Here is a 23,379-nt window from a genome sequence, read left to right as displayed (position 1 = left end):
AAAGAAGCACAATGACCACCACCTCCACCGCCCAGTTCGTCAACATCGGCGAGCGCACCAACGTTACCGGCTCGGCGCGCTTCAAGAAGCTCATCATGGCGGGGGATTACCCGGCGGCAGTCGAGGTTGCGCGGCAACAGGTGGAATCGGGCGCGCAGGTGCTCGACATCAACATGGATGAGGGCCTGCTCGACGCCGAATATGCGATGGTCACCTTCCTCAAGCTGATCGCCGCCGAGCCCGACATTGCGCGCATCCCGTTCATGGTCGACAGCTCGAAATGGTCGGTGATCGAGGCCGGGCTGAAGTGCGTCAGCGGCAAGCCGATCGTCAATTCGATCAGCATGAAGGAGGGGGAAGAGCAGTTCCTCGCCCAGGCCAAGAAGGTCATGCAATACGGTGCCGCCGTCGTCGTGATGGCGTTCGACACCGTCGGCCAGGCCGACACGCGCGCGCGCAAGCTCGAGATTTGCGCGCGGGCCTATGATTTGCTGATGGGCATCGGCTTCCCGCCGGAAGACATCATCTTCGATCCCAACATCTTCGCGGTGGCAACGGGGATTGAGGAGCATAACAATTATGCGGTCGACTTCATCGAGGCGTGCCGCGACATCAAGGCGCGCTGCCCGCACGCGCATATCTCGGGCGGCCTCTCCAACCTGTCGTTCAGCTTCCGCGGCAATGAGCCGGTGCGCCGCGCGATGCACTCGGTGTTCCTCTATTACGCCATCCCCGCCGGGCTGGACATGGCGATCGTCAATGCCGGCCAACTCGACATTTACGACGCGATCGACCCGAAGCTGCGCGAGGCGTGCGAGGATGTCATCCTCAACCGCGACGAGGGCGCGACCGAGCGGCTGATCGCGCTTGCCGAGAGCTTCAAGGGCACCGATGCGGTGGCTGAGAAAGCGGCGGCGGAGTGGCGCGGCCTGCCGGTGAACAAGCGGCTCGAATATGCTCTGGTCAAGGGCATCGACCTGCATGTGGTCGAGGATACCGAGGAAGCCCGGCAAGGCTTCGCGCGCCCGATCGAGGTGATCGAAGGCCCGCTGATGGACGGCATGAACGTCGTCGGCGACCTGTTCGGATCGGGCAAGATGTTCCTGCCGCAAGTGGTGAAATCGGCCCGCGTGATGAAGAAGGCGGTGGCGCATTTGCTGCCCTTCATCGAGGCGGCGAAGGAGCCTGGCGCGCGCGGTAAGGGCAAGATCATCATGGCGACCGTGAAGGGCGATGTGCATGATATCGGCAAGAACATCGTCGGCGTGGTGCTGCAGTGCAACGGCTTCGACGTGGTCGACATGGGGGTGATGGTGCCCTGGTCGGACATCCTCAAGGCCGCGAACGAGAACGATGCCGATATGATCGGCCTGTCGGGGCTGATCACGCCGTCGCTCGACGAAATGGTGACGGTGGCCGAGGAAATGCAGCGGGCTGGTATGACGATGCCGCTGCTGATCGGCGGGGCAACCACCTCCAAGGTGCATACGGCGCTGCGCATCGCGCCTGCCTATAAAGGGCCGGTGGTGCATGTGCTCGACGCCAGCCGTGCGGTTGGCGTGGCTTCGACGCTGGTCAGCGACACGATCCGCGACGAATTCGTGCAGAAGACCTCGGACGAATATGAAGCCGTTCGCATCGCGCGCGCCAATAAGGGGCAGAGCGAGCTGATTCCGATCGAGGCCGCGCGGGCCAATGGCTTTGTCGCCGACATGGCGTTGAAGCCGGGGGCACCCAAGCAGCCGGGCGTGCATGTGTTCGAGGATTGGGACCTCGCCGACCTGCGCGAGCTGATCGACTGGACGCCGTTCTTCCGGGCCTGGGAATTGGCGGGCAATTATCCGGCGATCCTCGATGACGAAATCGTCGGGGAAAGCGCGCGCAACCTGTTCGAGGATGCGCAGAAGATGCTCGACCAGATCATCGCGGAGAAATGGCTGACGGCGAAGGGCGTGGCGGGGTTGTGGCCGTGCCGGCGCGAGGGCGATGATGTGGTGATTTCTTCTCCCTCTCCCCTCCGGGGAGAGGGGGCGTCTGCAACGGGCGTGCCGTCTAATGATCCAGCTCAGCCCCTCTCCCCGACCCTCTCCCCCGGAGGGGGAGAGGGAGAAGTCAGAATGCCCTTCCTCCGCCAGCAGATCGCCAAGCGCGAGGGGCGTGCCAATATGTGCCTGGCCGATTTCATCGATCCCGCAGGCGATTGGATCGGCGGCTTTGCGGTTACCGCCGGGCACGGCATCGAGACGCATCTCGCGCGCTTCAAGGCCGACAATGACGATTATTCGGACATTCTGCTGAAGGCACTGGCCGACCGTCTGGCCGAAGCCTTTGCCGAGCGGATGCACCAGCATGTCCGCACGACCTTGTGGGGCTATGCCGAGGGCGAGCAACTGACCAATGAAGCGCTGATACGCGAGCACTATCGCGGCATCCGCCCGGCACCCGGCTATCCGGCCTGCCCCGACCATAGCGAAAAGCCGATGCTGTTCGACCTGCTCGGCGCAACGCCAGCGACCGGGATCACGCTGACCGACAGCTTCGCCATGCTGCCGACTGCGGCGGTGTCGGGCTTCTATTTCGGGCACCCGCAAGCCGAATATTTCGGTGTGGCGCGCGTCGGGCCGGACCAGTTGGAAGACTATGCCGAGCGGCGCGGGGTCGATCTGGCGACCGCGACGCGCTGGCTGCGGCCCAATCTAGACTGATCTAGTCGCGCCGTGGCGTTGCGGTCACGTGCAGGCCCGTCAGCGAATGGGTGGTCGTCTTCAGGCTGATGACGGGCTCGGGCGCGGCGAGCGTGAAGCGGAAATGGCGCAGCAGCACCGCCATCATCACGGCGATCTCGGTTTGCGCGAAGGCGGCCGCGATGCACAGGCGTGGCCCGGCCCCGAAGGGCAGGAACGCGCCGCGATCATAAGCGGCACCGGGCGCGAAGCGGTCGGGATCGAACGCATCGGGACGATCCCACAGTTCGCGATGGCGATGGATCGCGAACACCGGCAGGATCACGACTTGCCCGGGGTAGAGCCGGTGGCCCTGCAGGTCGCCGTGCCGTAGAGCCGCGCGCACCAGCAAGGGGGCTGGCGGATAGAGACGCAGCGTTTCCTGCACGACTTGGCGGCCGATCGGCAGGACCGGGTCGAGCGCGTCGGCCGCGAGCGCTTCCCGATACAGTGCTTCCTGCCAGTCGGGATAGAGCGCCAGCAGATACAGGCCCCAGGCCGCCGCCTGCGCGGTCGTCTCCAGCCCGGCGGGCAGGAAGCCGAGCAGATTGTCGGCGAGCGGCCCGGCACCGCGCATCAGCGCCGCGATATCCTGCACGCGATCGGGCGGCGTGGCGCGCGCCGCCGCAAGACGCGCAGCCACCGCGCGCAGGCGCTGCTCGGGCGCGCCGCGTCCCATGCCGCGCAGCCGGTCGAGCCACGCATCCGGAATCGGCAGTGTGTCGAGCAATCCGAAATGCGCGGCGGCACGGATAAAGGGCGGGACATCCGCGGCGATCGCGTCGAGATCGGCATCGTCCAGCCCGGTCAGCAAGGTGGTCATCACGATCTCGGTGACGATCCGCGCCAACGCGACCGACAAGTCGATCGGCGCGTCGGTCGACCAGGAGCCTGCGGCCCGCTCGGCCGCTGCCGCCATTGCCGGGACGGCGGACTGCACCGCCGCCGGTTTGAACGCGGGCGCTGCGGCCTGGCGCTGGCGCGACCAGGATTCGCCCTCGGCGGCGGCAAGACCCTCTCCCCAGGCGCGGCGCATCAGCATCCGCAACTGCCGGTTGCGCCCGAACGCGCCGTCCTTGTCGAGCAAGACCTGTCGCACCGCATCGGGGTGCGACACCACGACGGGCGAGCGCGGCCCCGGCAGCTTCAGCGACCAGTCGGAATAGATCGCGTCGGAGATGACCGAGGCCGGATCGGACAGCGCCCGCGTGAGCATCGCATAAGCCGAGGGCGGACCGGCGGGGGAGACGTAGCGTGGTGGCAACGCTTGGGTGGTCTCGGTCAGCATGCTGTTTCCCCCGAATCGCAGTCTCCATAGGCGTCCAGGTGGGCTTTGAAAAGCGCGTCCTGCTCGCTGGTTAACCCTCAATATACCTTCCCCTGCGGCGGGTGGGCGGGCATCGCTTGGCGCAAAGGAGCCTTGCCTCATGCGCCGCATTCTTCCGCTCGTCGCCATCGCCCTTGCGGCCCCCGCCGCCGCGCAGCAGGCGCGCGCGCCGTTTACCATTGCCGAGACGGGGCAGGCCTTCCAGACGATCGACGAAGCGGTGCAATCGGTGCGGATGGGGACGGCGACGATCCTGATCGCGCCGGGCGTCTATCACCAATGCACCGTGCAGGCGGGCGGGCATATCACCTTCAAAGCGGTGACGCCGGGGACTGCGATCTTCGAGGGCACGACCTGCGAGGGCAAGGCGGCGTTCGTGCTGCGCGGGCAGGGCTCGACCGTCGATGGCATCGTGTTCCGCAAGATGCGCGTCGCTGACGGCAATGGCGCGGGAATCCGCACCGAAATGGGCGATCTGGTGGTGCGCAACGCGATGTTCCTCGACAGCCAGGAGGGGATTCTCGGCGGAGAGCCGGTCGCGCAGAAGATCTCGATCGACCATTCGACCTTTGCCGGGCTTGGTCAGTGTGATGAGAGCCCGAGCTGTTCGCACAGCATCTATCTCGCCAATCGCGGATCGGTGGTGGTGACCAATTCGCGCTTTGAACGCGGCACGGGCGGGCATTACGTCAAATTGCGCGTGCCCAAGGTGACCATCGCCGACAACAGCTTCGACGATACGCAGGGGCGCAAGACCAATTACATGATCGACCTGCCCGAGGGCGCGACCGGGCTGATCACCCGCAACACCTTCGTGCAGGGACCGAATAAGGAAAACCATTCGGGCCTGATCGTGGTGTCGGCCGAGGCCAAGACCTACCCGTCCGCAGGGCTGCGCGTGGAGGGCAATGATGCGAGCCTTGCGCCCAACGCCCCGACCAACCCCGCTTTCGTCGCCAATATGAGCGGCGAGCAACTGGCGGTGGGGGCGAACCGGCTGGGGGCGGGGATCCGCCTGTACGAGGTGCGCTAACGCCAGACCGGGTGCGACGTGAGGGTTGGCGCGTACATATTGACATAATGCGCCATGCGCGGGCGATCGCTGGCATTGGGGCTCGCGCCGTGCGGCAAATCCTGTCGCCAGATGATCAAATCGCCCGCAGCGGCGGGGATGGTGATCGTTTCCGCGCTAAGATCGACCCGGCGCGGATCGGCGTCGCCCAGCGCATCGAGCCAGTCGGGGAAGCGATGGTGGAAGCCGGGGACGAGCTGCAAAGCCCCCTGGTCGGCGCTTGTGTCGGTCAAATAGAGAATGCCCTGCGTCGCAAACGGGATCGGCTGGGCGAGGCTGACGTCCCAGTGCAGATGCGGGCCGGGAAAGGCATAACCGGGCCGCTCGGGCGGGTTGAAGCTCATCCGGTCGACCGTCATCCACAAATCGGCCGTCCCCCAGAGCTGGGCGAAAGCCTTGTGGACGCGCGGCGCGGTGCGCGCGACGTCGAGCGCGGGATGCTGGAAATATTGCACCATGATGCCGTTGGGGCGGCGCGTGTACCAGGTGGCCGGGTCATCGGGCGTTCCGCCGACTTGTTGCCATAACAGGTCTTCGCACGCCTTGGCCTCGTCCGGGGACAGCGCGCCGCGCAGGATCACGAAGCCGAGCGCATCCCACTGTGCGAGATCGTCCGCGTCCAGCACATCGGGCGCGGCCGCGATTGCGGCCAGCCGCTCTGCCGTCGCGGGGGGCGACGGAGCGGTGTCGAGCCAGGCATGATAGCGCGCGATCCGATCGGCAGCGGGTGGTCCCGCCGTCGCCAGGACCCACGCTAGAAAGGTTTCGTAATCGGGCTGACGGCCAAGATAGCTGACGGTCTGTTCGAGGCCGAGGCCGAGGGAGTCGAGCAAGATCCGCGTTTGCAGCCAGGGAAGGCGCTTGGGCGCACGAAAGGTTGCTTCCGCCCAATAGCGATCCAGGTCGCGGATCCTCGCCAGCTCGGCCGTGCGCGTCTCCATCAGCGGCAGGGCACCCCGCCTGCCGCCAGATTGAGGCATTTGCCGTCGATTTTCGGACCCGTCAGCTTGAGGCCGATCTGGTGTGCAAGCGTCGGCATGATGTCGACCGTCTCGATTCCCGTCGGCTGCTCAAAGCCGCTCATGCCCTTGCGCCAGAACAGGATCGGCACGCGGCGATCGTAATCATAGGGGCTGCCATGGGTCGCGACATAGCCTTTGGTCGGATCGGGGATCGGGGTGATACGCGGTTTGAGGAAGACGAGCAATTCGCCGGAGCGGCCGACCTTGTATGATGCGCGGGCACGTTCCAGCAGCGTCCATTTTTCGGGCGGTCCCTTGGGGCTGGGCGTGGCGAGGATCTGTGCCTGCGTGAAGACCTCGGCGACCTGAGGGTTGGCCTTGTAATAGGTGATTGCGGCGGCCTGCACGGCTTTGCGCTGGGACGGTGTGATGTCCTGGGCGATATAGACATCGCCATTGGGGATGTCGCCGAACAGCACGGGCTTGGCGATGCCGAGCTTCGCGCCGATTTCCTTGCCGACCACAGCCGGGGCAAGCGCGACGGTGGCGCGGCCAGCGTTGGGCAGACCGGCATCAACTTCGCGCTCGGGGATGTCGTTGCCGCCATGGTCTGCGGTCAGCACGACTTCATAATCGACGCCGGTTGCATCGAGCACGCTGAAGAAAGAGCCAAGGGTCGCGTCAAGCTGCTGGAGCTGGATGCACATCTCGGCACCTTCGGTGCCATAGGTGTGGCCGATATAATCGGTGGCGGAGGCGCCGACGTCGATGATGTCGGTGGTCGGGCCCTGGCCGAGCTTCATGTCCTGCACCAGGCCCGCAGCGAGCGCGACGATTGCGCCATCAAAGGCAGGCGAGGCGCGGAAAGCGCTGGCGCTGCCGGCGGCGCGCTCGAAATGCCCCGCCCCGACGGTCTTGCCCGCACCGAGCGGGATGGCGCGGTCATGCGCCTTGCACACTTCGGGAACCTCCAGCGCGGCTTGTGGCTGGGCGATATTGGCGGCGGTGGCGGTATTGGCGCGCGCCACGACGGCGGGCGTGGCGCGACCGGCATAGCTGACAAAGGCCTTGCCGTTCCACCACCAGAGCTCATCGACATTGTGGCCGCCCATCATCACCGCCGCGCGATCCTTGCCCGCGACCGACACGACGCGCACGGCAGGGTTCGCCGCCTTCATGCGTTCGCCCAGCGTGGGCACGAGAAGGTGCTTGTCGGACACGGTGTAATTGGCCGAGGTCGAACCGGGCACGGTCTCGTCTTCGGCGCAATAGACTTGCTTGTCGGGCCGGGCGACCGACAGGTCGATCCAGTTATTGGCGATGATGCCGGTATGTTCGGGGCGGAAACCGGTGAGGATCGTCGAATGGCCCGGACACGTCTCGGTTGCGGCATGGCTTTGATAGCCGCTCGGGAAAACGCCGCCTTGTTGCAGCCGGGCGAAGCCGCCGGTGAAGGATTTGCGATATTCTCCGAACAGATCGGCCGAAAATTGGTCGACCGAGATCACGACGATCAATTTGGGCGGTGTGGCTGCAGCGGTCGGGGCAGGGGGTGCCTCCTTGGCCACGACTGGTGCGCTAAGCAGCGCTATCGACAGGGCAAGACTTGATACGAACCGTTTCATGATAATCTCCGCTATCGACAGCTTGACCGCGCGCGCCGCTATGGCGTTGGTAGGCGCGGGCTTCAAGGATGGTCGATGCGCTGGTTTCATTACGCGATGGTGACGGTGGTAGCGGTGTTTGGGATGGGCGCGGCGCAGGCCGAGCCTGCCGCCCCCGATTCCGGCGTGGTGGGTCGGCATCTCACAATGACGCTGGTGGCCGAGACCAAGCATCCGGCTGCTGGGTCGAGCGTGACGCTCGCGCTGGCCACGGTCCCGCAACCAGGGTGGCACGGCTATTGGGAAAATCCCGGCGACGCAGGCTTTCCCGCCAAATTTGAGTGGACGTTGCCTAAGGGAGTGACCGTCAGCGACCCAAGCTATCCCGTGCCCGGACGGCTCGTGGTCGCCGATTTGATGAACTATGTGTTCGACAAACCCTATGCACCGCTGGTCACGCTGAGCGTGCCCGCCGGACTGGCTCAGGGGACGGCCCTGCCGGTCAAGCTGCACGTCAATTATCTGGTGTGCTCGGCCACGGTCTGCGTCCCCGAGACGGCGGATTTGGCAATCACCCTGACGGTGGGCGACGGGGTGATCTCCGCGCAAGCGCAGGCGCAGTTCGATGCGTGGCACCGCGCCGTCCCGCGGCCGCTCAATGCGAAGAGTGCTTTTCAGATTGCCGGGGGCAGCATACGCATCGCCATCCCATATCCGGCGGGAGCGGCTGTCGCGAAGGACGCCTATTTTTACCCGATTACGCCGGGGATGATCGACTATGCCAAGCCGCAGAGCGTGGTGCGCGACGGGGACCGGCTGGTGGTGGAAACAAGTGCGGCCGCCGCAGCGGGTGGCACATCGCTGAAGGGCGTGTTGCAAATCGATGCGCAACAGGGGCTGTTGGTCACGGCAGCGGCGGGCAGCGTTGCGTCGGTTGCCTCCACCGCCTCCGCTGCGGCGAATAACGTGTGGCTGGCGACGGCGATTGCCTTTGCCGGGGCAATGTTGGGCGGCTTGATCCTCAACATCATGCCGTGCGTCTTTCCGATCCTGAGCCTCAAGGCGCTGAGCCTGGCGCGGGGCCATCTCGACGAGCGCGCGGCGCGGCATGAGGCCTTGGCCTATACCGGCGGCGTGGTTGCGGTCTGCGTTGGTTTGGGCGCGGCGATCCTGGCCTTGCGCGCAGGCGGTACGGCGGTGGGCTGGGCGTTCCAGCTGCAGGATCCGCGAGCGATTGTGCTGCTGTTGCTGCTGACCGTGGCGTTGTCGCTCAACTTGGGCGGTTTGTTCGAAATTCCCACGCCAGCGTTCGTCAACCGCAGCGGTGGGGCAGGCGGTGCCTTCGCCACTGGCGCGCTGGCTGCCTTCATTGCGACGCCGTGCACGGGACCCTTTATGGGCGCAGCATTGGGCGCGGCGCTGGTTCTGCCATGGCCGGCCGCTTTGGCGGTGTTCGCCGGGCTTGGGCTCGGGCTTGCCTTGCCGTTTCTCGCGCTTGGCTTTGTGCCGACGCTGCGCAAGCGCTTGCCCAAGCCGGGGATGTGGATGGAGACCTTCCGGCGTATTCTGTCGGTGCCGATGTGGCTTACCGCCATCGCGCTGGCCTGGGTCTTGGGCAAAGAGGCGGGGGTCGATGCCCTTGCGCTGGGGCTTGTCGTGACGCTTGCCCTCGCGATCGTGTTGTGGGTGGCGGGGCAGCGCCAGCGCGCGGGGCTGGGCTTTGGTGTCGTGATGACACTGCTCCTGCTTGGCGTCGCTATCGTCGGGGCCTGGTCGGTCAGCGGACGCCATCCAGACCGGGCCGCCAATACTGCGGCGCAGCCGGGGGGTGCCGAGCCGTTTAGCGAGGCCCGACTGGAGAGTTTGCGCAAGGCCGGGCGGCCTGTTTTCGTTTATTTCACCGCCGACTGGTGCCTCACGTGCAAGGTCAATGAGAAAGCGGCAATCGAAACCGACACTACCCGCGCCGCTTTCGCTGCGCACAATGTCGCGGTGCTCATTGGCGATTGGACCAACGGCGATCCGGTGATGGGGCGCTTTATCGAAGCGCACAACCGGGCGGGCGTGCCGTTATACCTTTATTACAGGCCGGAAATCGACCAGCCGACGGTGCTTCCGCAAGTTTTGTCTCCTGCTCTGCTTGCCAGTCTACCAGCAAAGTAGTGCGGCATAAGCCGCAGCAAACATGGTCGTTTTTTGCCTATCATTCAGAACTTCGATTTGCATTACTATACCGTATTTATCGGTTTGTAGATGTAGGTTAGCAAGTGTCCCGCCCAGTTAACTCTTTTTTAACCTTTACCGAGCATTTTCACGGAACCTTAACGTTCGTTAATGCGGACGAACGCCGCTTAGGGTTCGTGGTATGACCGAAGGCCTGACATCGATTCATGATGCTGCGCCGCTGGCGCGAGAGGTGCTGAGTGCGCTGACCGACCGGTGGCCGGATTCCGCGATGCTGCTGCCGGGCGCGCTGCCCTTTTTAGCGGGCAGCGCGACGGATCGCGATTTCGTGCATACGATCCAGTATCTGAACGACCACGGCTTTATCTCTTACGACGCCATGGTGCTCGGTGCAGATCCCGAGCCGCGCGTGATCGGGGCGTTGATTACGCGGCGGGGGCAACACTTGCTGGGTCTAATCGACAAGGTCAGCTGTTAGGGTGCCGCCAACGCCTTCTAAAAGTGCCGCGGCAATACGAGACAGTCGCAGCATCATATCGAGCTCCATCTGCCCGATCTTGCGGTGTGCTGAATCATAGACGCCAAGATGACCAATATTATCCCCCGCCGCAGTGCGTAACGGGAAGCCGCAGTAGAACAGAAGCCCCACCCGCTCGGCGTCAACCGGATCAAGCCACTGCAGCGGTGTATCATTCATCGAAAAGGATTGATCGCTATCGCCGCGCGCGGCGTAGGCAAGGACGTGCTTATCTTCGCTTGCGTCGGTAATCATCGCCAAACTGCAGTCAAGGAGCGACACCGCCATGTATACGATGTCATCAAGTCTGCTGTCGCGGGAAGAGCGCACGGTTTTAATGGCGGTATAATCCACAATATTGCACGGGTTGCAGGTTCCGTTGTGTTCATGGAGCAACATGAATTCTGACACCGTTATCGTAAACGCCAAAGATCAGGCTCGCCGCGCCATGTCGTTGGCAAGCGATTACCACGAAAAACCGCATTTGGCATTAGCGCCATTATACTCAATTTGAACGAACGTGCGGTGGCTCGAAACCGATCGATATTACTTGCGCTTTGCCCCCTTGTGCGGCGCAGCAATCCGTCGCAGCATGGAACCTGCGGCGTTTTGGGGGCTTTACCGATAGATGGGAATGCGGTCGGCGTTTGACGAAATTATGGGGCAGGCTGGGTCAACCACGCCCCGTGCAGAATTGGCCGCGCTTGGAAATTGGATCGAGACGACGCCCGACGCGGAATTGCGCAGGCGGCAACAGTCCGCCGAGGCAACCTTTCGACAACTGGGTATTACCTTTGCCGTCTATGGCGATAGCGATGCCAGCGAACGCATCATCCCGTTCGACATCGTGCCGCGGATCTTTCTGGCCAGCGAATGGGCGCGACTTTCGGAGGGGTTGGTACAACGCGTCGAGGCGATCAACGCGTTCCTGCATGACATTTATGGCGAACGGCGGATCCTGAGCGATGGGGTATTGCCGCCCGATCTGATCTTCGGCAATCCGCAATTTCGGCCGGAAATTGCGGGTATTCGCCCGCCGCACGATGTGTGGGCGCATATTTGCGGCATCGATCTGGTGCGCACGGGCCCGGATGATTTCTTCGTACTCGAGGACAACGCCCGCACGCCGTCGGGCGTCAGTTACATGCTCGAAAATCGGGAAGCGATGCTGCGCTTATGCCCCGAATTGTTCCGCGATTTCCGCGTGGCTGCCGTCGATTCCTATCCGGATCGCCTGCTCGAGACGATGAAGTCGGTGGCACCACAAGGCGTCGCCGCGCCGGTCTGTGTAGTGCTGACCCCCGGCCATTATAACTCGGCCTATTACGAACACAGTTTCCTCGCGGATTCGATGGGCGTTGAACTGGTCGAAGCGGCCGATCTGGTCGTCGATGACGATATCGTGTGGATGCGGACGATTGCGGGGCGCGTGAAGGTCGATGTCATCTATCGCCGCATCGACGACGACTATCTCGACCCGCTGGTGTTCCGGCCCGATTCGATGCTGGGGGTACCTGGGCTGATCGCGGCCTATGCGGCGGGCAACGTCGCGATCTTGAACGCGCCGGGCAATGGCATTGCCGATGACAAGGCGATCTATTCCTACATGCCCGAGATCGTGAAATTCTATTCGGGAGGGGAGCCAAAGCTCCCCAATGTCGAAACGTGGCGATGTCGCGAACCGCAAGCGCTCAAATACGTGCTCGATAACCTCGCCGATGTCGTGGTGAAGCTGGTCGATGGCTCGGGCGGCTATGGCATGCTCGTCGGGCCGACCGCGACCAAGGCCGAGATCGAGGCGTTTCGCGCGGCGCTGATCGCCGAACCGCACCGGTATATCGCGCAGCCGACGCTGGCGCTGTCGACGGTGCCGACGATGACCGACGCCGGCCTTGCGCCGCGCCATGTCGATTTCCGGCCGTTCGTATTGACCGGATCGAAGGGCGTTCAGGTGGTGCCCGGGGGGCTGACGCGGGTTGCGCTGAAGGAAGGCTCGCTGGTGGTCAATTCCTCGCAGGGTGGGGGGACGAAAGACAGTTTCGTGTTGATGGATGACGGCGCGCAACCGGTGGAAGCGCAAACGCAATCGCAATCGCAGGAACAGACCGCATGAGCCGGGCGCGGACGCCCTCGGCGGCGGCAGCGAAGGCGGGTGGCCAATGCTGAGCCGCACCGCATCCTCGCTATATTGGCTCGGTCGCTATGTCGAGCGGACCGATTTCATCGCGCGACTGGTCGAGGCGACGGTTCGTCTGGACGTCTTGTCGCCGCGTCCGGCGGGAGAGGCTGCCTGGGCGTCCGCGCTGGCGGTGACCGAAACGGACACTGCCTTCGCCGAAACGGGGCGGTCGATTACGCAAGCGCATGTTGCGCGGTTTCTCACGCTCGATACGACGCACCCGGGATCTATGGTGCGATCGATCGACATGGCGCGCAACAATGCGCGGGCGGTCCGCACCGCCCTCACCAAGGAAGCCTGGACCGGGATCAACCGGGCCTGGTTGATCTTCGATCATCGCGCCAGCCCGGGTGCGCAGGGGGCGATGGCGACGCTCAATCTGGTCGAGGCGGTCAAGGCGGAAACGCGCGGGTTTGAAGGCGCGGTGCATCGCATGCTGCGCAACCAGACAACGTGGTTCATCCGCCTTGGCCAGGCGATCGAGCGCGCCGACAACACCGCGCGCTTGCTCGACGTGAAATACCACATCCTGCTGCCCGAGGGCGAACGCGTCGGCGGCGTGGTCGATCGCGACCAATGGACCACGATTCTGCAAACGGTATCGGCGGTCACGGCGTATCGCTGGTTGTATTCCGAGGGCCTGCGCCCCGCCAACGTCATCGATTTGTTGATCGCACGGACCGAGCTGCCGCGCAGTCTCGCCGCGTCGGTCGAAGAAGCGGTCGAAATCCTCAATCTGCTGGCCAAGCGCACTGGCCTCCACGGCGAGGCTGATCGCATGGCGCGGGCGCGGCAGCAACGCTTGCAGCGGCTGCGCTCGGGCGACGTGATCGCGCAGGGGCTGCATCAGTTCCTGCAAGGCTTTATCGCCGAAAACGATCAATTGCACATGGCGGTTGGCCGCCAGTTCAAGTTCACCTGATGCGGCTGTCGGTGGACCATCGCACGACCTATCGTTTTTCCAGCCCACAGGCGCGGCTGACGCAGCTGCTCCGCCTCATCCCCGATGGCACGCACGATCAGTCGGTGGCGAGCTGGAACCTGCACGTCGATTGCGATGCGCGCTTGCGGCATGGCCGCGATGGCTTCGGCAATCGCACGACGATGCTCTATGTCGAAGGGCCGATCGAAAGCATCGAGATCGCCGTGTCGGGCGAGGTGCTGACCCATTCCTCCAACGGGGTCGTTCATGGCGCGCATGAGCCGTTACCGCCTGCGGTGTTCCTGCGCGCTACCCCGCTGACGACCCCCGATGCCGATATCGCGGCGTTTGCGTCGGTAATCCCGGACGGCGATCCGATCATGCGGCTTCACGCCCTGAACCTGGCGGTCCATCGCCGCTTCGCGCTCGATCGCGGGCGCGCGGTGGCCGGTCGGAGTGCGATCGCCGCCTTTTCGCAAGGCGCGGCCAGCCCCCGCGATATGGCGCAGGTGTTCATCACAGCGGCGCGCGTTCTCGCTGTGCCGGCGCGCTACGTCTCGGGCTATAGCCCGGTGTGCGCGGTGGGGGCGGGGCGTCCGGCTCCCCATGGCTGGGCCGAGGCGTATGTCGCGGGATTGGGCTGGGTCGCGTTCGACCCCTGTACCGGCCTCAGCGCGGACGAAGCCTATGCGCGGGTGGCGGTGGGGCTCGATTCTGCCGGAGCGGCTCCCGTCGCCGGTTCGCGGCTGGGCGAGGGCGAGGAGATGCTAGACGTCGATCTCCACGTCGATCGCAGCGGCCAATAGGATCGAGTCGGCGGCCGCCAGGATCAGCGCGCGCCCGCGAGTTGCTCTGCCCCCGCATACCGTTCCGCCGGTGGGGTGTAGTCGGCATCTTCGTCGATCAGCAGCGACCATCCCGTCGGGCCCAGCGCTTCGATCGGGCGATAGCGGACTTTGTACGCCATGCGCTGCGAGCCCTTAACCCAATAGCCAAGATAGACATAAGGCAGGCCAGCCGCGCGGGCGCGCAGAATGTGATCCATGATGATGATGGTGCCGAGCCCAGGGCGTTCGCCATGGTCGGGATCGAAAAAGCTGTAGATCATCGAAAGCCCGTCGGCTTGCTGGTCGGTCAGGCACGCCCCGATCAGCTTGCCGCGCTCGCCGTGCAGTGACGGCTCGCGATATTCGACGATGAAGCTGTTGACCGGCGAATGCTCGACCATATCGGCATAGTCGCCCTCGTCCATATCCGCCATGCCGCCACCGGGATGGCGTGCGGCGAGATAGCGGCGGAGCAACTGAAACTGTTCGTCGGTGGCCCATGGACGGCACGCCGCGACCTCGAGATCGGCGTTTCGGCGCAGATGCTTGCGTTGTGTTGCGTTGGGGACGAAACCGGCGGCCACCACTCGAACCGATACGCACGCGGAACATCCCGCGCAGCTTGGCCGATACGCAACCGACTGACTGCGGCGAAAACCGATCCGGCTGAGCGCATCGTTCAAGTCGCTCGCCTGTTCGCCGCGCAGTTCCGTAAACACCTTCCGTTCCTGCCGGTCGGGCAGATACGGGCACGGCGAAGGGCTGGTGACGAAAAATCTTGGAAAGCGAAATGGCGCTGTCACCGCGTATCGTTCCTTGAACCATGGAGCGCGCCGTCGCTGTGGCGGCTCGTGACCCCGTTATGAATCGGATGGAACGTGATGAAAAGCGGCTTTACCAACATTGGTGGTTAACGCGACGCCGAAAACGACGGACCGTTCGCGATCCGCCTATAATGCAGCGTTGCGGTCCTTTGCGGAAGACCGGGGCGTGCGGTTGGTCGCACGCCCGATTCCATTCGTCACGCCAGTTCGACGGTGCTCACTTCATAGCCGCCGACGCGGAGCGCCGCGATCAGCCGGTCGAGATGCGCACGGTCACGGGTTTCGCACTCGACATCGGTGATCAGGCCCTTGGCGGGCAGCGTGGTGAACACGCGCTGGTGGTAGATTTCGATAATGTTGACGCGCTCGGCATCGAAAATGCGGGCGACGTTGAACAGCGCACCGGGCTGGTCCTGCAGACGGATGCGCAACCGCGCCAGGCGGCCCGACCGCGCCAGATCGCGCAGCAGCACATTTGCCAGCAAGCGCGTGTCGATGTTGCCGCCGCACAGAACGACGCCGACGGTCTTGCCCGCGAACCGCTCGGGATGCTGCAGCAAGGCGGCAAGGCCGGCAGCCCCGGCACCCTCGACCACGGTCTTTTCGATTTGCAGGAGCAGGCTGACCGCCTGTTCGAGACTCCGCTCGCTGACCAACACGATGTCGTCGACCAAAGCGCCGACCATGCGCGACGTGATCGCGCCCGGTTCCTTGACGGCAATGCCTTCGGCGAGCGTGTCGCCCGCGCACGGCATGTCGGTGCCGTTGATACGGTTGTACATGGACGGGAACAATTCGGCCTCGACGCCGATGACTTCGATCGGATGGTCGGCCGCCGCCGCCACGACCGCCATGCCCGAGATAAGCCCGCCGCCGCCAATCGGGGTGAGGAAGGTATCGATGGCGGGCACATCCTTCAGCATTTCGATCGCGACGGTGCCTTGGCCTGCGATGACGCGCGCATCGTCGAACGGGTGGACGAAGGTGAGCCCGCGCTCCACCTCCAATTCGCGCGCATGGGCATAAGCGGCGTCGAAGGTGTCGCCGAACAGCACGACAGTGGCACCGTGCCCTTCGGTCTGCGTCACCTTCACCGTCGGCGTGTTGGTTGGCATCACGATGGTAGCGGGAATGCCGAGCCGGTTGGCATGATAGGCCAGGCCCTGCGCGTGATTGCCAGCCGATGCGGCGATCACGCCGCTGGTTCCCGCCGGCAATTGCAGCAGCGTGTTGAGCGCGCCGCGCTCCTTATAGGCGGCGGTGAACTGGAGGTTTTCGAACTTCAGATACACCGTCGCGCCGGTCAGGTCCGACAAGGTCTTGCTGATGAAGGTCGGGGTGCGCACGATCTGGTCGGCAATGCGCGCATGGGCAGCCTGGACATCGGCCAGAGTGACGGGGAGGGTTTCGGGCGCGGGGCGGGTGTGCGTGGCCATTCTATCTTCCGTTTTCCCTGGACGCATCCAAGGGCTGATCTGCTTGGCTCCGCGTCACGCGAATGACGGAGCCGCGATGAGCGCGGCATCAACGGAGTTGGCAGCGCGCCTAGACCATCTGGCGCGGCGAAGGAACATTGCTTATCGCCTTACCCATGCAAAGCTCATCCTTCGCCCGCCGTGCAGCGCTTCTTCTCGCCGCACTTTCGCTGCCGACGACGGCGTTTGCCGACGCGTTGGTCGACAATGTCAACGGCATCACGCTCGACCAAAATGGCAAGGTGGTGCGCTTTACCGGCGTTTTGATTTCGCCCGATGGCAAGGTGGTGAAGCTGCTCGCCGATAATGAGAAGCGCCCGGTCAAACTGGACTGGCGCGCCGACGAACATGGCAAGGTCCTGCTGCCCGGTTTCATCGACGCGCACGGCCATGTGATGGAGCTGGGCTTCCGCGCGCTCGAGCTGGACCTGTCGGCGACCAAGTCGCTTGAGGAGGCAAAGGCGCGCATCGCCGCCTATGCCGCGGCCAATCCCGACAAAAAGTGGATCATTGGCGGTGGGTGGAATCAGGAGGTGTGGGGTCTCGGTCGTTTCCCGACTGCGGCCGATCTGGATGCCGTGGTCAGCGATCGCCCGGTCTGGCTGTCGCGCGCCGATGGTCATGCCAGTTGGGGCAATAGCGCGGCGCTGAAGGCGGCCGGCATTTCCGCCAAATCGGTGTCGCCCCCCGGCGGCCGCATCGAAAAGACTGGGCTGCAGCCCAACGGCGTGTTCGTCGATGCGGCGCAGGCGCTGGTCGAAAAGGTCGTGCCGCAGCCGCTGCCCAAGGATCGCGACTTCGCCTTCCTGAAGGCGCAGAACATTTTGCTGAGCTACGGCATTACCGCGACCGCCGACATGGGGACCGGCATGGACGACTGGCTCGCCTATCGTCGTGTGGGCGATGCCGGCAATTTGCGCGTGCGCATCATGAGCTACGCCATGGGCGTGGACACCGCCATCCGCATCGGCGGGGCGGGGCCGACGCCGTGGCTCTATGGCGACAAGCTGCGCATGGGCGGCGTGAAGCTCTATGCCGATGGCGCGCTCGGGTCGCGCGGGGCATGGCTGAAAAAACCGTATAGCGATGCCCCCGGCCAATCGGGCGCTGGCTTCCTCTCGGACGACGTGCTGCGCAATTACATGAGTCGCGCCGCGCTCGACCATTATCAGGTCGCGGTCCACGCCATTGGCGATCGTGCCAATGCCGAGGTGCTCGATGCGATCGACGACATGGTCGACACTTATAAGGGCGATCGGCGCTGGCGGATCGAACATGCGCAAATCGTCGACCCAGCCGATCTGCCGCGTTTCGGCAAGAACGGCATCGTCGCCTCGATGCAGCCGACGCACCAGACCAGTGATCGCAATATGGCGGAGGCGCGGCTCGGGCCGGATCGGTTGAGCGGTGCCTATGCCTGGGGCTCGATGCTCAAAAATGGCGCGACGCTCGCTTTCGGGTCGGATTATCCGGTCGAGAAGCCCGATCCGTTTGCGGGCTGGGCCGCAGCCTTCACCCGCCAGGATGCCGATGGGCAACCCTATGGCGGCTGGCGGCCGGAAGAGCGCGTGACGCGCGAGCAAGCGTGGTGGGCCTTTACTGGCGCGGCGGCCTATGCCGGTTTTGCCGAGGACAAATTCGGGCGGCTGGGCGTCGGGCAGGGGGCCGATTTCATCATCGTCGACCGTGACCCGCTGCTCGCCTCGCCGAGCGAACTCCGCGCGACCCGGGTCGAACAGACCTGGGTCGGGGGGCGCAAGGTCTGGGTGCGACCGTAACGCAGCGCGACCTGCCTGTCGCGCCGTCCCCGCCACCGCCACCGCCACCGCCACCGTCATGCCGGGCCTCTCCCGGCATCCACCGCGCCGCGCTCTCGCTGGCGATCGTAGCGGACACCGGTGGACCCCCGCACAAGGCCGGGGTGACGGGTGGGGCGTAGGGTACGAAGCCGACCGGCCAGGGTGAGCGTGCACACGGCTTCCCACGTGCCAGCATCGCGCCGAACAGGATCGGCCGCAGGCGAGTCGGGCGCGGAAGTCCACAAAGTCCACACTACGTCCCCGCTCTTTTGCGCCCCGCGCAAGGGTTCGCCGGGTACGGCGGCGCTGTGGCGCGGGTAACGGACGGTGCGTGGCATGCCGCGAGCGTGGCAGAGCGCGCGGATGTAGGACAGGCTGGGTTGCCGGTGGGGTGATTGTGGCTTCGGCTCTCGAACGGCTGGGTTTGGTGGAAAACGGAAATTCGTGCTTTAGTTCGAGCTATGCTGAAGGCTGGCGTTTTTGACGACTTCAAGGGCGCTACCACGCTCCTACTGTGGGGCGATGCGGAAGGCATGGTCTCACTGCGCAGCAGCCTCGACGCGCTTCGTTTCGGCAATAGCACCGGGTTTGCGATCGACGGCCCAGCAGGCACCGTCACTATCAAGCAAGGGGAAAGCTCAACGCTGACCAGCGATGGGGGCGCTCTATGTTGGCGATGTTCGCGTGAGACGATCGATCTGGCAGCGGACCTGACCGCGCCGCTAGTCAGTCGAGCCGGTCATCACTTCCTCGATGTGGGCGGAATGGCGGAGCGGGTGATAATAGCTCGGGACGAGTATCCGGCCGACCTGCGCTAGTGTCCGCTAATGGGCGATGCCGCGCAAAAGAAAGGCCGCGACATCCCCCCAGATGGCGCGGCCCGAATCCGCCGGAGCGGAAAGCTGTTCGGTTTGTTGGAGTGACGCGATCAGGCGACTTCGCTCGTCGCCAGCATCTCTTCGGGCTCGCGCAGGACGTAACCACGACCCCACACCGTCTCGATGTAATTTTCGCCGTCGCAGGCCATCGACAGCTTCTTGCGCAGCTTGCAGATAAACACGTCGATGATCTTGAGTTCGGGCTCGTCCATGCCGCCATACAGGTGGTTCAGGAACATTTCCTTGGTCAGCGTGGTGCCCTTGCGCAAGCTGAGCAGCTCGAGCATCGCATATTCCTTGCCGGTCAAGTGCACGCGCGCACCATCGACTTCGACGGTCTTGGCATCGAGATTGACCGCGAGCTTGCCGGTACGGATGACCGACTGGCTGTGGCCCTTCGAGCGGCGGACGACGGCGTGGATGCGTGCGGTCAGTTCCTCGCGGTGGAACGGCTTGGTGACGTAATCGTCGGCACCGAAGCCGAAGCTGCGAACCTTCGAGTCCATCTCGTTGATGCCCGACAGGATCAGCACGGGCGTCTGCACGCGCGCAACACGCAACCGCTTGAGCACGTCATAGCCGTGCATGTCGGGCAAGTTGAGGTCGAGCAGAATGATATCGTAATCATACAGCTTACCGAGATCGAGGCCTTCTTCGCCAAGATCGGTTTTGTAGACGTTGAACCCTTCGGTGGTCAGCATGAGCTCGATCGCCATGGCGGTCGTCGGCTCGTCCTCGATCAGCAATACGCGCATCTGGGCGTTCCCCGTTTCTCGTCAGGCGTTCCGGGCCCCCTGCGGTCCGACTTGCCTCACACTCCATTAACCTCATCAGTGATGAAGGCAAAAGGTTAATTTCACATTAAGCGGCCTGAATCCACGAGTCGCGGGCATTCACTTAGGGGTTTTTACGGAACACAGCGTTCGCAGGTGCTCGCTCAGATAGGCAATCAGCACCTCGACCCGCGCCGGTCGCAGCGTGCCGGGCGGGGTCATCAGGTGCAAGGCACCGCCATAGGGTGTCCAATTTTCGAGGATGGTTTCCAGCCGGCCGGTGGCGAGATCCTCGCCGATAATAAAGTCCGGCAGCATCGCGATGCCCAGGCCCTGTCGCAGCGCCGGGAGCATCGCCTCGCCGCTATTGGTCGCGAGTGGCCCTTGCAGCCGCACCGACACCTCGGTCCCATCCGGCCCGACGAAGCGCCACGGTGCGGTGATGTTGGTATACGCAAAGCACCGATGCTCGCCGAGCTGGCCCGGATGAGTCGGCCGACCGTAGCGCGCGAGATAGTCGGGCGATGCCACAAGATTGATGCGGATATCGGCGAGCTTGCGCGCGCGCAGCGAACTGTCGGGCAGCGAAGCGATGCGCAGCGCAATGTCGAACCCTTCCGCGACGATATCGACCCGTGCATCGGACAGATGCAGGTCGATCGCGATGCCGGGATGCAGCTTGAGAAAATCTGCGATGACGGGCGCAATCGCGATCAGCCCGAGCGACATGGGCGCGGCGACGCGCACCAGGCCGGTCGGCGCGGTCGCGGCGGCGTGGGCGGCCTCTTCGGCGGCGTTGGCTTCGGCGAGGATGCGCGCGGCATGCTCGGCCAGGGCTTTGCCATTTTCGGTGAGCGAGAGGCGGCGCGAGGTTCGGTGGAACAGCGATTGTCCCAGATGCGTCTCGAGCCGCGTCACCGCCTTTGAAACGGTGGCTTTGGAGACGCCGATCGCATCCGCCGCGCCGCTGAAGGAGCGATGCTCGACCACGCTGGCGAAGATCGCCCAGGCTTCGAGATCGGGCAGGCGCATGCAAGGATCCTCAAAAAGGGCGTGTCGGCACTTTTATATGGGGAAACGATAGGTTTCCAGCGTTTCCATTTACCGTGTGATCCAAGGCCTTATCTTGGTGGCAACAAGACTTCCTCCGCTGGAGAAACATCGTGATCGAGAAACGCACGTTTGAGAGCCTGGGCCATGCCGATCACGGCTGGCTCAACGCCCGCCATCATTTTTCCTTTGCCGATTATTATGACCCCGCCCGGATGGGATGGGGCGCGATCCGGGTGTGGAATGACGATGAGATTGCCGCGAACAGCGGTTTTCCGCCGCATCCGCACCGCGACATGGAAATCATCACCTATGTCCGCAAGGGCGCGATTACCCATCAGGATTCGATGGGGAATCAGGGTCGCACCGGGGCGGGCGACGTGCAGGTGATGAGTGCCGGCACCGGCGTGCGCCACGCCGAATATAATCTTGAGGCCGAGCCGACGACGCTGTTCCAGATCTGGATCGAGCCGACGCGGACGGGCGGGTCACCCAGTTGGGGTGCCAAGCCGTTCCCGAAGGACGATCGCTCGGGCAAGTTCGTGACGCTCGCCAGCGGCTTCCCGGAAGACGCCGAAGCTCTGCCGATCCGCGCCGATGCGCGGGTGCTGGCGGCAATGGTGCGGGCGGGCGAGAGCATCACGCATGACGTCCTGCCCGGACGCCACGCGTATCTCGTGCCCGCGACCGGATCGATCGAGATCAACGGCGAGAGGTTCAAGGCGCGCGACGGTGCCGCGATGGATGGCGGCCAGACCGTGACGATCACCGCGCTGGAAGATGCGGAACTGGTGCTCGTCGATTCGGAATAATCCGATTTCCTACCCCAAGCCCCTCCTGCGGTTGGGAGGGGAGCAACAGAAGGACTGCACAATGACCAAGGTTCTCGTTCTTTATTATTCGTCCTACGGCCATATCGAGCAAATGGCCGATGCGGTCGCCGAAGGCGCACGCTCGGCCGGTGCCGAGGTCGACATCCGCCGCGTTCCGGAAACCGCCCCGCAGGCGGTCATCGAAGCGGCGCATTTCAAGACCGACACCGCGCATCCTGTGATCGAGGGCCCCGACGCCCTTGCCGATTATGACGCGATCATCGTCGGCGCGCCGACGCGCTTCGGTCGGATGCCAAGCCAGATGGCATCGTTCTGGGATACCACCGGTGGCGTGTGGTTCCAGGGCAAGCTCGTCGGCAAGGTTGGCGGTGCGTTCACCTCGACCGCCAGCCAGCATGGCGGCCAGGAAACCACGCTGTTCTCGATCATCACCAACCTGCTGCATCATGGCATGACGATCGTTGGCCTCGATTACGGCTTCCAGGACCAGATGGGCGTCGACAAGCTGCGCGGCGGATCGCCTTATGGCGCGACGACGATCGCAGGCGGCGACGGCAGCCGCCAGCCCGAAGCGGAAGAACTGGCCGGTGCGCGCTATCAGGGCAAGCGCATCGCCGAGACGGCGGCCAAGCTCAGCGCCTGACGTCCTGGCTCCAGGGCGCTGCCATCGTTCCCAAGAGGGGCGGTGGCAGCGCCGTTGCTGTTTTGGTGACCAGCAACAGCGGTGGTTGCGGCGCGGTGGCGATCAGCCAAGCGTCGCTGTCGCCAGTAATACGCGGCTTGCCGGGATAGGTCGCGCGCGCGCGGGCGAAGGTGAGCCGCGCGCGTGCCGCGCCCGCCACATTGACGTTCGTGCCGACCCAGCGCCAGTGCCACGGTTCCCACGTCACCCCCTGCGGGTTGCCGTTGGGAAAGGACAGTTCGAAGCCATAGTCCGGCGCATGGGCGAGCAGCCAGCGCCCGGCGTTGGTGGCGGCGATACAGGCATCGACGTCGCGGCAGTCGATGGCGGGGCGCACCGCGAAATCGATCGCATAACCCGTGGCATGTTCGCTGTAACCGGGTGGCCCGACGAACCGCGCGCGGGTGAACGGATCGGGGCAAACACCCGGCCGTGCATTGCGGCAAAAGACCGCGCGCTGATGCGCGATCGCGCGGAAGCACGACACGGCATGGAGTGTCCGGCCGACACCCGGCGTCAGCGCTGCTGCCGTCAGCAATCGGGCCAGGTCCGGTGCGGCGTCGCGGTGGATAAAGCACGGCTGCCCAACCCCGAATCCCGCTGGCGCTTCGACAAGGTCGCTGCGCAGCGCCTCGGCATAGGGCAGATGGCCGAGCATGCGCCCGTCGGGCATGGGTGGGGGAAGATCGCCCTGCGGCGCGGCGGCGGTGAGCGTGAGAACCAAGCCCATCGCCCCAAAAACGACTTG

At 64.4% G+C, this 23,379-nt stretch carries 20 protein-coding genes; 11 read left to right on the top strand and 9 right to left on the bottom strand.

The genetic code is table 11. The features are described from left to right. Positions 1 to 11: 11 nt before the first annotated feature. The gene (metH, locus tag H4W01_RS11395; protein WP_209611068.1) at positions 12 to 2,705 is read left to right on the top strand and encodes a methionine synthase; all 2,694 of its coding nucleotides are present in this window, start codon (positions 12 to 14) and stop codon (positions 2,703 to 2,705) included. 1 nt (position 2,706) lies between these two features. Here the strand turns inward: metH and H4W01_RS11390 are convergent, their stop codons facing one another. Beyond that, positions 2,707 to 4,011: a cytochrome P450 gene (locus H4W01_RS11390; RefSeq protein ID WP_209611067.1), complete on the bottom strand. Its 1,305-nt coding sequence runs from the start codon at positions 4,009 to 4,011 to the stop codon at positions 2,707 to 2,709. 139 nt (positions 4,012 to 4,150) lie between these two features. Here H4W01_RS11390 and H4W01_RS11385 point away from each other — a divergent pair, with 139 nt between their 5' ends. Next, positions 4,151 to 5,083 carry a right-handed parallel beta-helix repeat-containing protein gene (locus H4W01_RS11385; RefSeq protein ID WP_209611066.1) on the top strand — a complete coding sequence of 311 codons (933 nt, stop codon included), beginning with the start codon at positions 4,151 to 4,153 and terminating at the stop codon, positions 5,081 to 5,083. Here H4W01_RS11385 and H4W01_RS11380 read toward each other — a convergent pair. Together H4W01_RS11380 and H4W01_RS11375 are read right to left on the bottom strand one after the other, a co-directional pair. Further along, positions 5,080 to 6,063 carry a phytanoyl-CoA dioxygenase family protein gene (locus H4W01_RS11380; RefSeq protein ID WP_209611065.1) on the bottom strand — a complete coding sequence of 328 codons (984 nt, stop codon included), beginning with the start codon at positions 6,061 to 6,063 and terminating at the stop codon, positions 5,080 to 5,082. The genes H4W01_RS11385 and H4W01_RS11380 overlap by 4 nt on opposite strands. Next, positions 6,063 to 7,709, bottom strand: a complete 1,647-nt coding sequence (locus H4W01_RS11375; protein ID WP_209611064.1) for an alkaline phosphatase family protein — start codon at positions 7,707 to 7,709, stop codon at positions 6,063 to 6,065. The genes H4W01_RS11380 and H4W01_RS11375 overlap by 1 nt, the downstream gene beginning before the upstream one ends. A gap of 75 nt (positions 7,710 to 7,784) precedes the next feature. Here H4W01_RS11375 and H4W01_RS11370 point away from each other — a divergent pair, with 75 nt between their 5' ends. Beyond that, complete coding sequence (locus H4W01_RS11370) at positions 7,785 to 9,851, top strand: protein-disulfide reductase DsbD family protein (RefSeq protein ID WP_209611063.1); 2,067 nt, start codon at positions 7,785 to 7,787, stop codon at positions 9,849 to 9,851. Between the two features lie 202 nt (positions 9,852 to 10,053). After that, the gene (locus tag H4W01_RS11365) at positions 10,054 to 10,350 is read left to right on the top strand and encodes a hypothetical protein (protein ID WP_010403503.1); all 297 of its coding nucleotides are present in this window, start codon (positions 10,054 to 10,056) and stop codon (positions 10,348 to 10,350) included. On the opposite strand, the gene H4W01_RS11360 is transcribed toward H4W01_RS11365, so the two are convergent. After that, entirely contained in the window at positions 10,327 to 10,788 is a 462-nt protein-coding gene (locus tag H4W01_RS11360; protein ID WP_209611062.1) for a hypothetical protein, read from the bottom strand. The two genes, H4W01_RS11365 and H4W01_RS11360, sit on opposite strands and share 24 nt — an antisense overlap. 229 nt (positions 10,789 to 11,017) lie before the next feature. Between H4W01_RS11360 and H4W01_RS11355 the strand changes: the two genes are divergently transcribed. Genes H4W01_RS11355 through H4W01_RS11345 form a run of 3 tightly spaced genes read left to right on the top strand, consistent with a single transcriptional unit; the run spans position 11,018 to position 14,296 of the window. Continuing rightward, positions 11,018 to 12,502, top strand: coding sequence for a circularly permuted type 2 ATP-grasp protein (locus H4W01_RS11355; RefSeq protein ID WP_209611061.1), 1,485 nt, complete (start codon positions 11,018 to 11,020; stop codon positions 12,500 to 12,502). Between the two features lie 46 nt (positions 12,503 to 12,548). Continuing rightward, entirely contained in the window at positions 12,549 to 13,490 is a 942-nt protein-coding gene (locus H4W01_RS11350; RefSeq protein WP_209611060.1) for an alpha-E domain-containing protein, read from the top strand. Next, the gene (locus H4W01_RS11345; RefSeq protein WP_209611059.1) at positions 13,490 to 14,296 is read left to right on the top strand and encodes a transglutaminase family protein; all 807 of its coding nucleotides are present in this window, start codon (positions 13,490 to 13,492) and stop codon (positions 14,294 to 14,296) included. The genes H4W01_RS11350 and H4W01_RS11345 overlap by 1 nt, the downstream gene beginning before the upstream one ends. Positions 14,297 to 14,319: 23 nt before the next feature. On the opposite strand, the gene H4W01_RS11340 is transcribed toward H4W01_RS11345, so the two are convergent. Together H4W01_RS11340 and H4W01_RS11335 are read right to left on the bottom strand one after the other, a co-directional pair. Further along, positions 14,320 to 15,120 carry an arginyltransferase gene (locus H4W01_RS11340; protein WP_029622433.1) on the bottom strand — a complete coding sequence of 267 codons (801 nt, stop codon included), beginning with the start codon at positions 15,118 to 15,120 and terminating at the stop codon, positions 14,320 to 14,322. A 218-nt stretch (positions 15,121 to 15,338) separates the two neighbouring features. Next, a complete protein-coding gene (locus tag H4W01_RS11335; RefSeq protein ID WP_209611058.1) occupies positions 15,339 to 16,577 on the bottom strand; it encodes a threonine ammonia-lyase in 1,239 nt (412 codons plus the stop codon). Positions 16,578 to 16,732: 155 nt separating this feature from the next. On the opposite strand from H4W01_RS11335, the gene H4W01_RS11330 reads away from it, so the two are divergent. Further along, on the top strand, positions 16,733 to 18,394 hold the full coding sequence (locus H4W01_RS11330) for an amidohydrolase (protein WP_209611057.1): 1,662 nt from the start codon (positions 16,733 to 16,735) through the stop codon (positions 18,392 to 18,394). Positions 18,395 to 18,876: 482 nt separating this feature from the next. Continuing rightward, a complete protein-coding gene (locus H4W01_RS11325) occupies positions 18,877 to 19,233 on the top strand; it encodes a hypothetical protein (RefSeq protein ID WP_209611056.1) in 357 nt (118 codons plus the stop codon). A gap of 110 nt (positions 19,234 to 19,343) precedes the next feature. Here H4W01_RS11325 and ctrA read toward each other — a convergent pair whose 3' ends face one another. Then, complete coding sequence (ctrA, locus tag H4W01_RS11320) at positions 19,344 to 20,048, bottom strand: response regulator transcription factor CtrA (protein ID WP_209611055.1); 705 nt, start codon at positions 20,046 to 20,048, stop codon at positions 19,344 to 19,346. A 138-nt stretch (positions 20,049 to 20,186) separates the two neighbouring features. Then, positions 20,187 to 21,098 carry a LysR family transcriptional regulator gene (locus tag H4W01_RS11315; protein ID WP_010403488.1) on the bottom strand — a complete coding sequence of 304 codons (912 nt, stop codon included), beginning with the start codon at positions 21,096 to 21,098 and terminating at the stop codon, positions 20,187 to 20,189. A gap of 131 nt (positions 21,099 to 21,229) precedes the next feature. Between H4W01_RS11315 and H4W01_RS11310 the strand changes: the two genes are divergently transcribed. Both H4W01_RS11310 and wrbA read left to right on the top strand, forming a co-directional pair. Beyond that, positions 21,230 to 21,928, top strand: a complete 699-nt coding sequence (locus H4W01_RS11310) for a pirin family protein (RefSeq protein WP_010403487.1) — start codon at positions 21,230 to 21,232, stop codon at positions 21,926 to 21,928. A gap of 61 nt (positions 21,929 to 21,989) precedes the next feature. Then, positions 21,990 to 22,592, top strand: coding sequence for an NAD(P)H:quinone oxidoreductase (wrbA, locus tag H4W01_RS11305; RefSeq protein WP_010403486.1), 603 nt, complete (start codon positions 21,990 to 21,992; stop codon positions 22,590 to 22,592). On the opposite strand, the gene H4W01_RS11300 is transcribed toward wrbA, so the two are convergent. Next, a complete protein-coding gene (locus H4W01_RS11300; protein WP_209611054.1) occupies positions 22,582 to 23,361 on the bottom strand; it encodes a M15 family metallopeptidase in 780 nt (259 codons plus the stop codon). The two genes, wrbA and H4W01_RS11300, sit on opposite strands and share 11 nt — an antisense overlap. Positions 23,362 to 23,379: the final 18 nt, after the last annotated feature.

It is taken from the genome of Sphingomonas sp. PL20, from assembly GCF_017875905.1.
In the GTDB taxonomy this organism is placed as follows: Bacteria; Pseudomonadota; Alphaproteobacteria; order Sphingomonadales; family Sphingomonadaceae; genus Sphingomonas; species Sphingomonas echinoides.
Note: the sequence above shows the minus strand (reverse complement) of the source record. Positions and strands in the feature narration are given on the sequence as shown.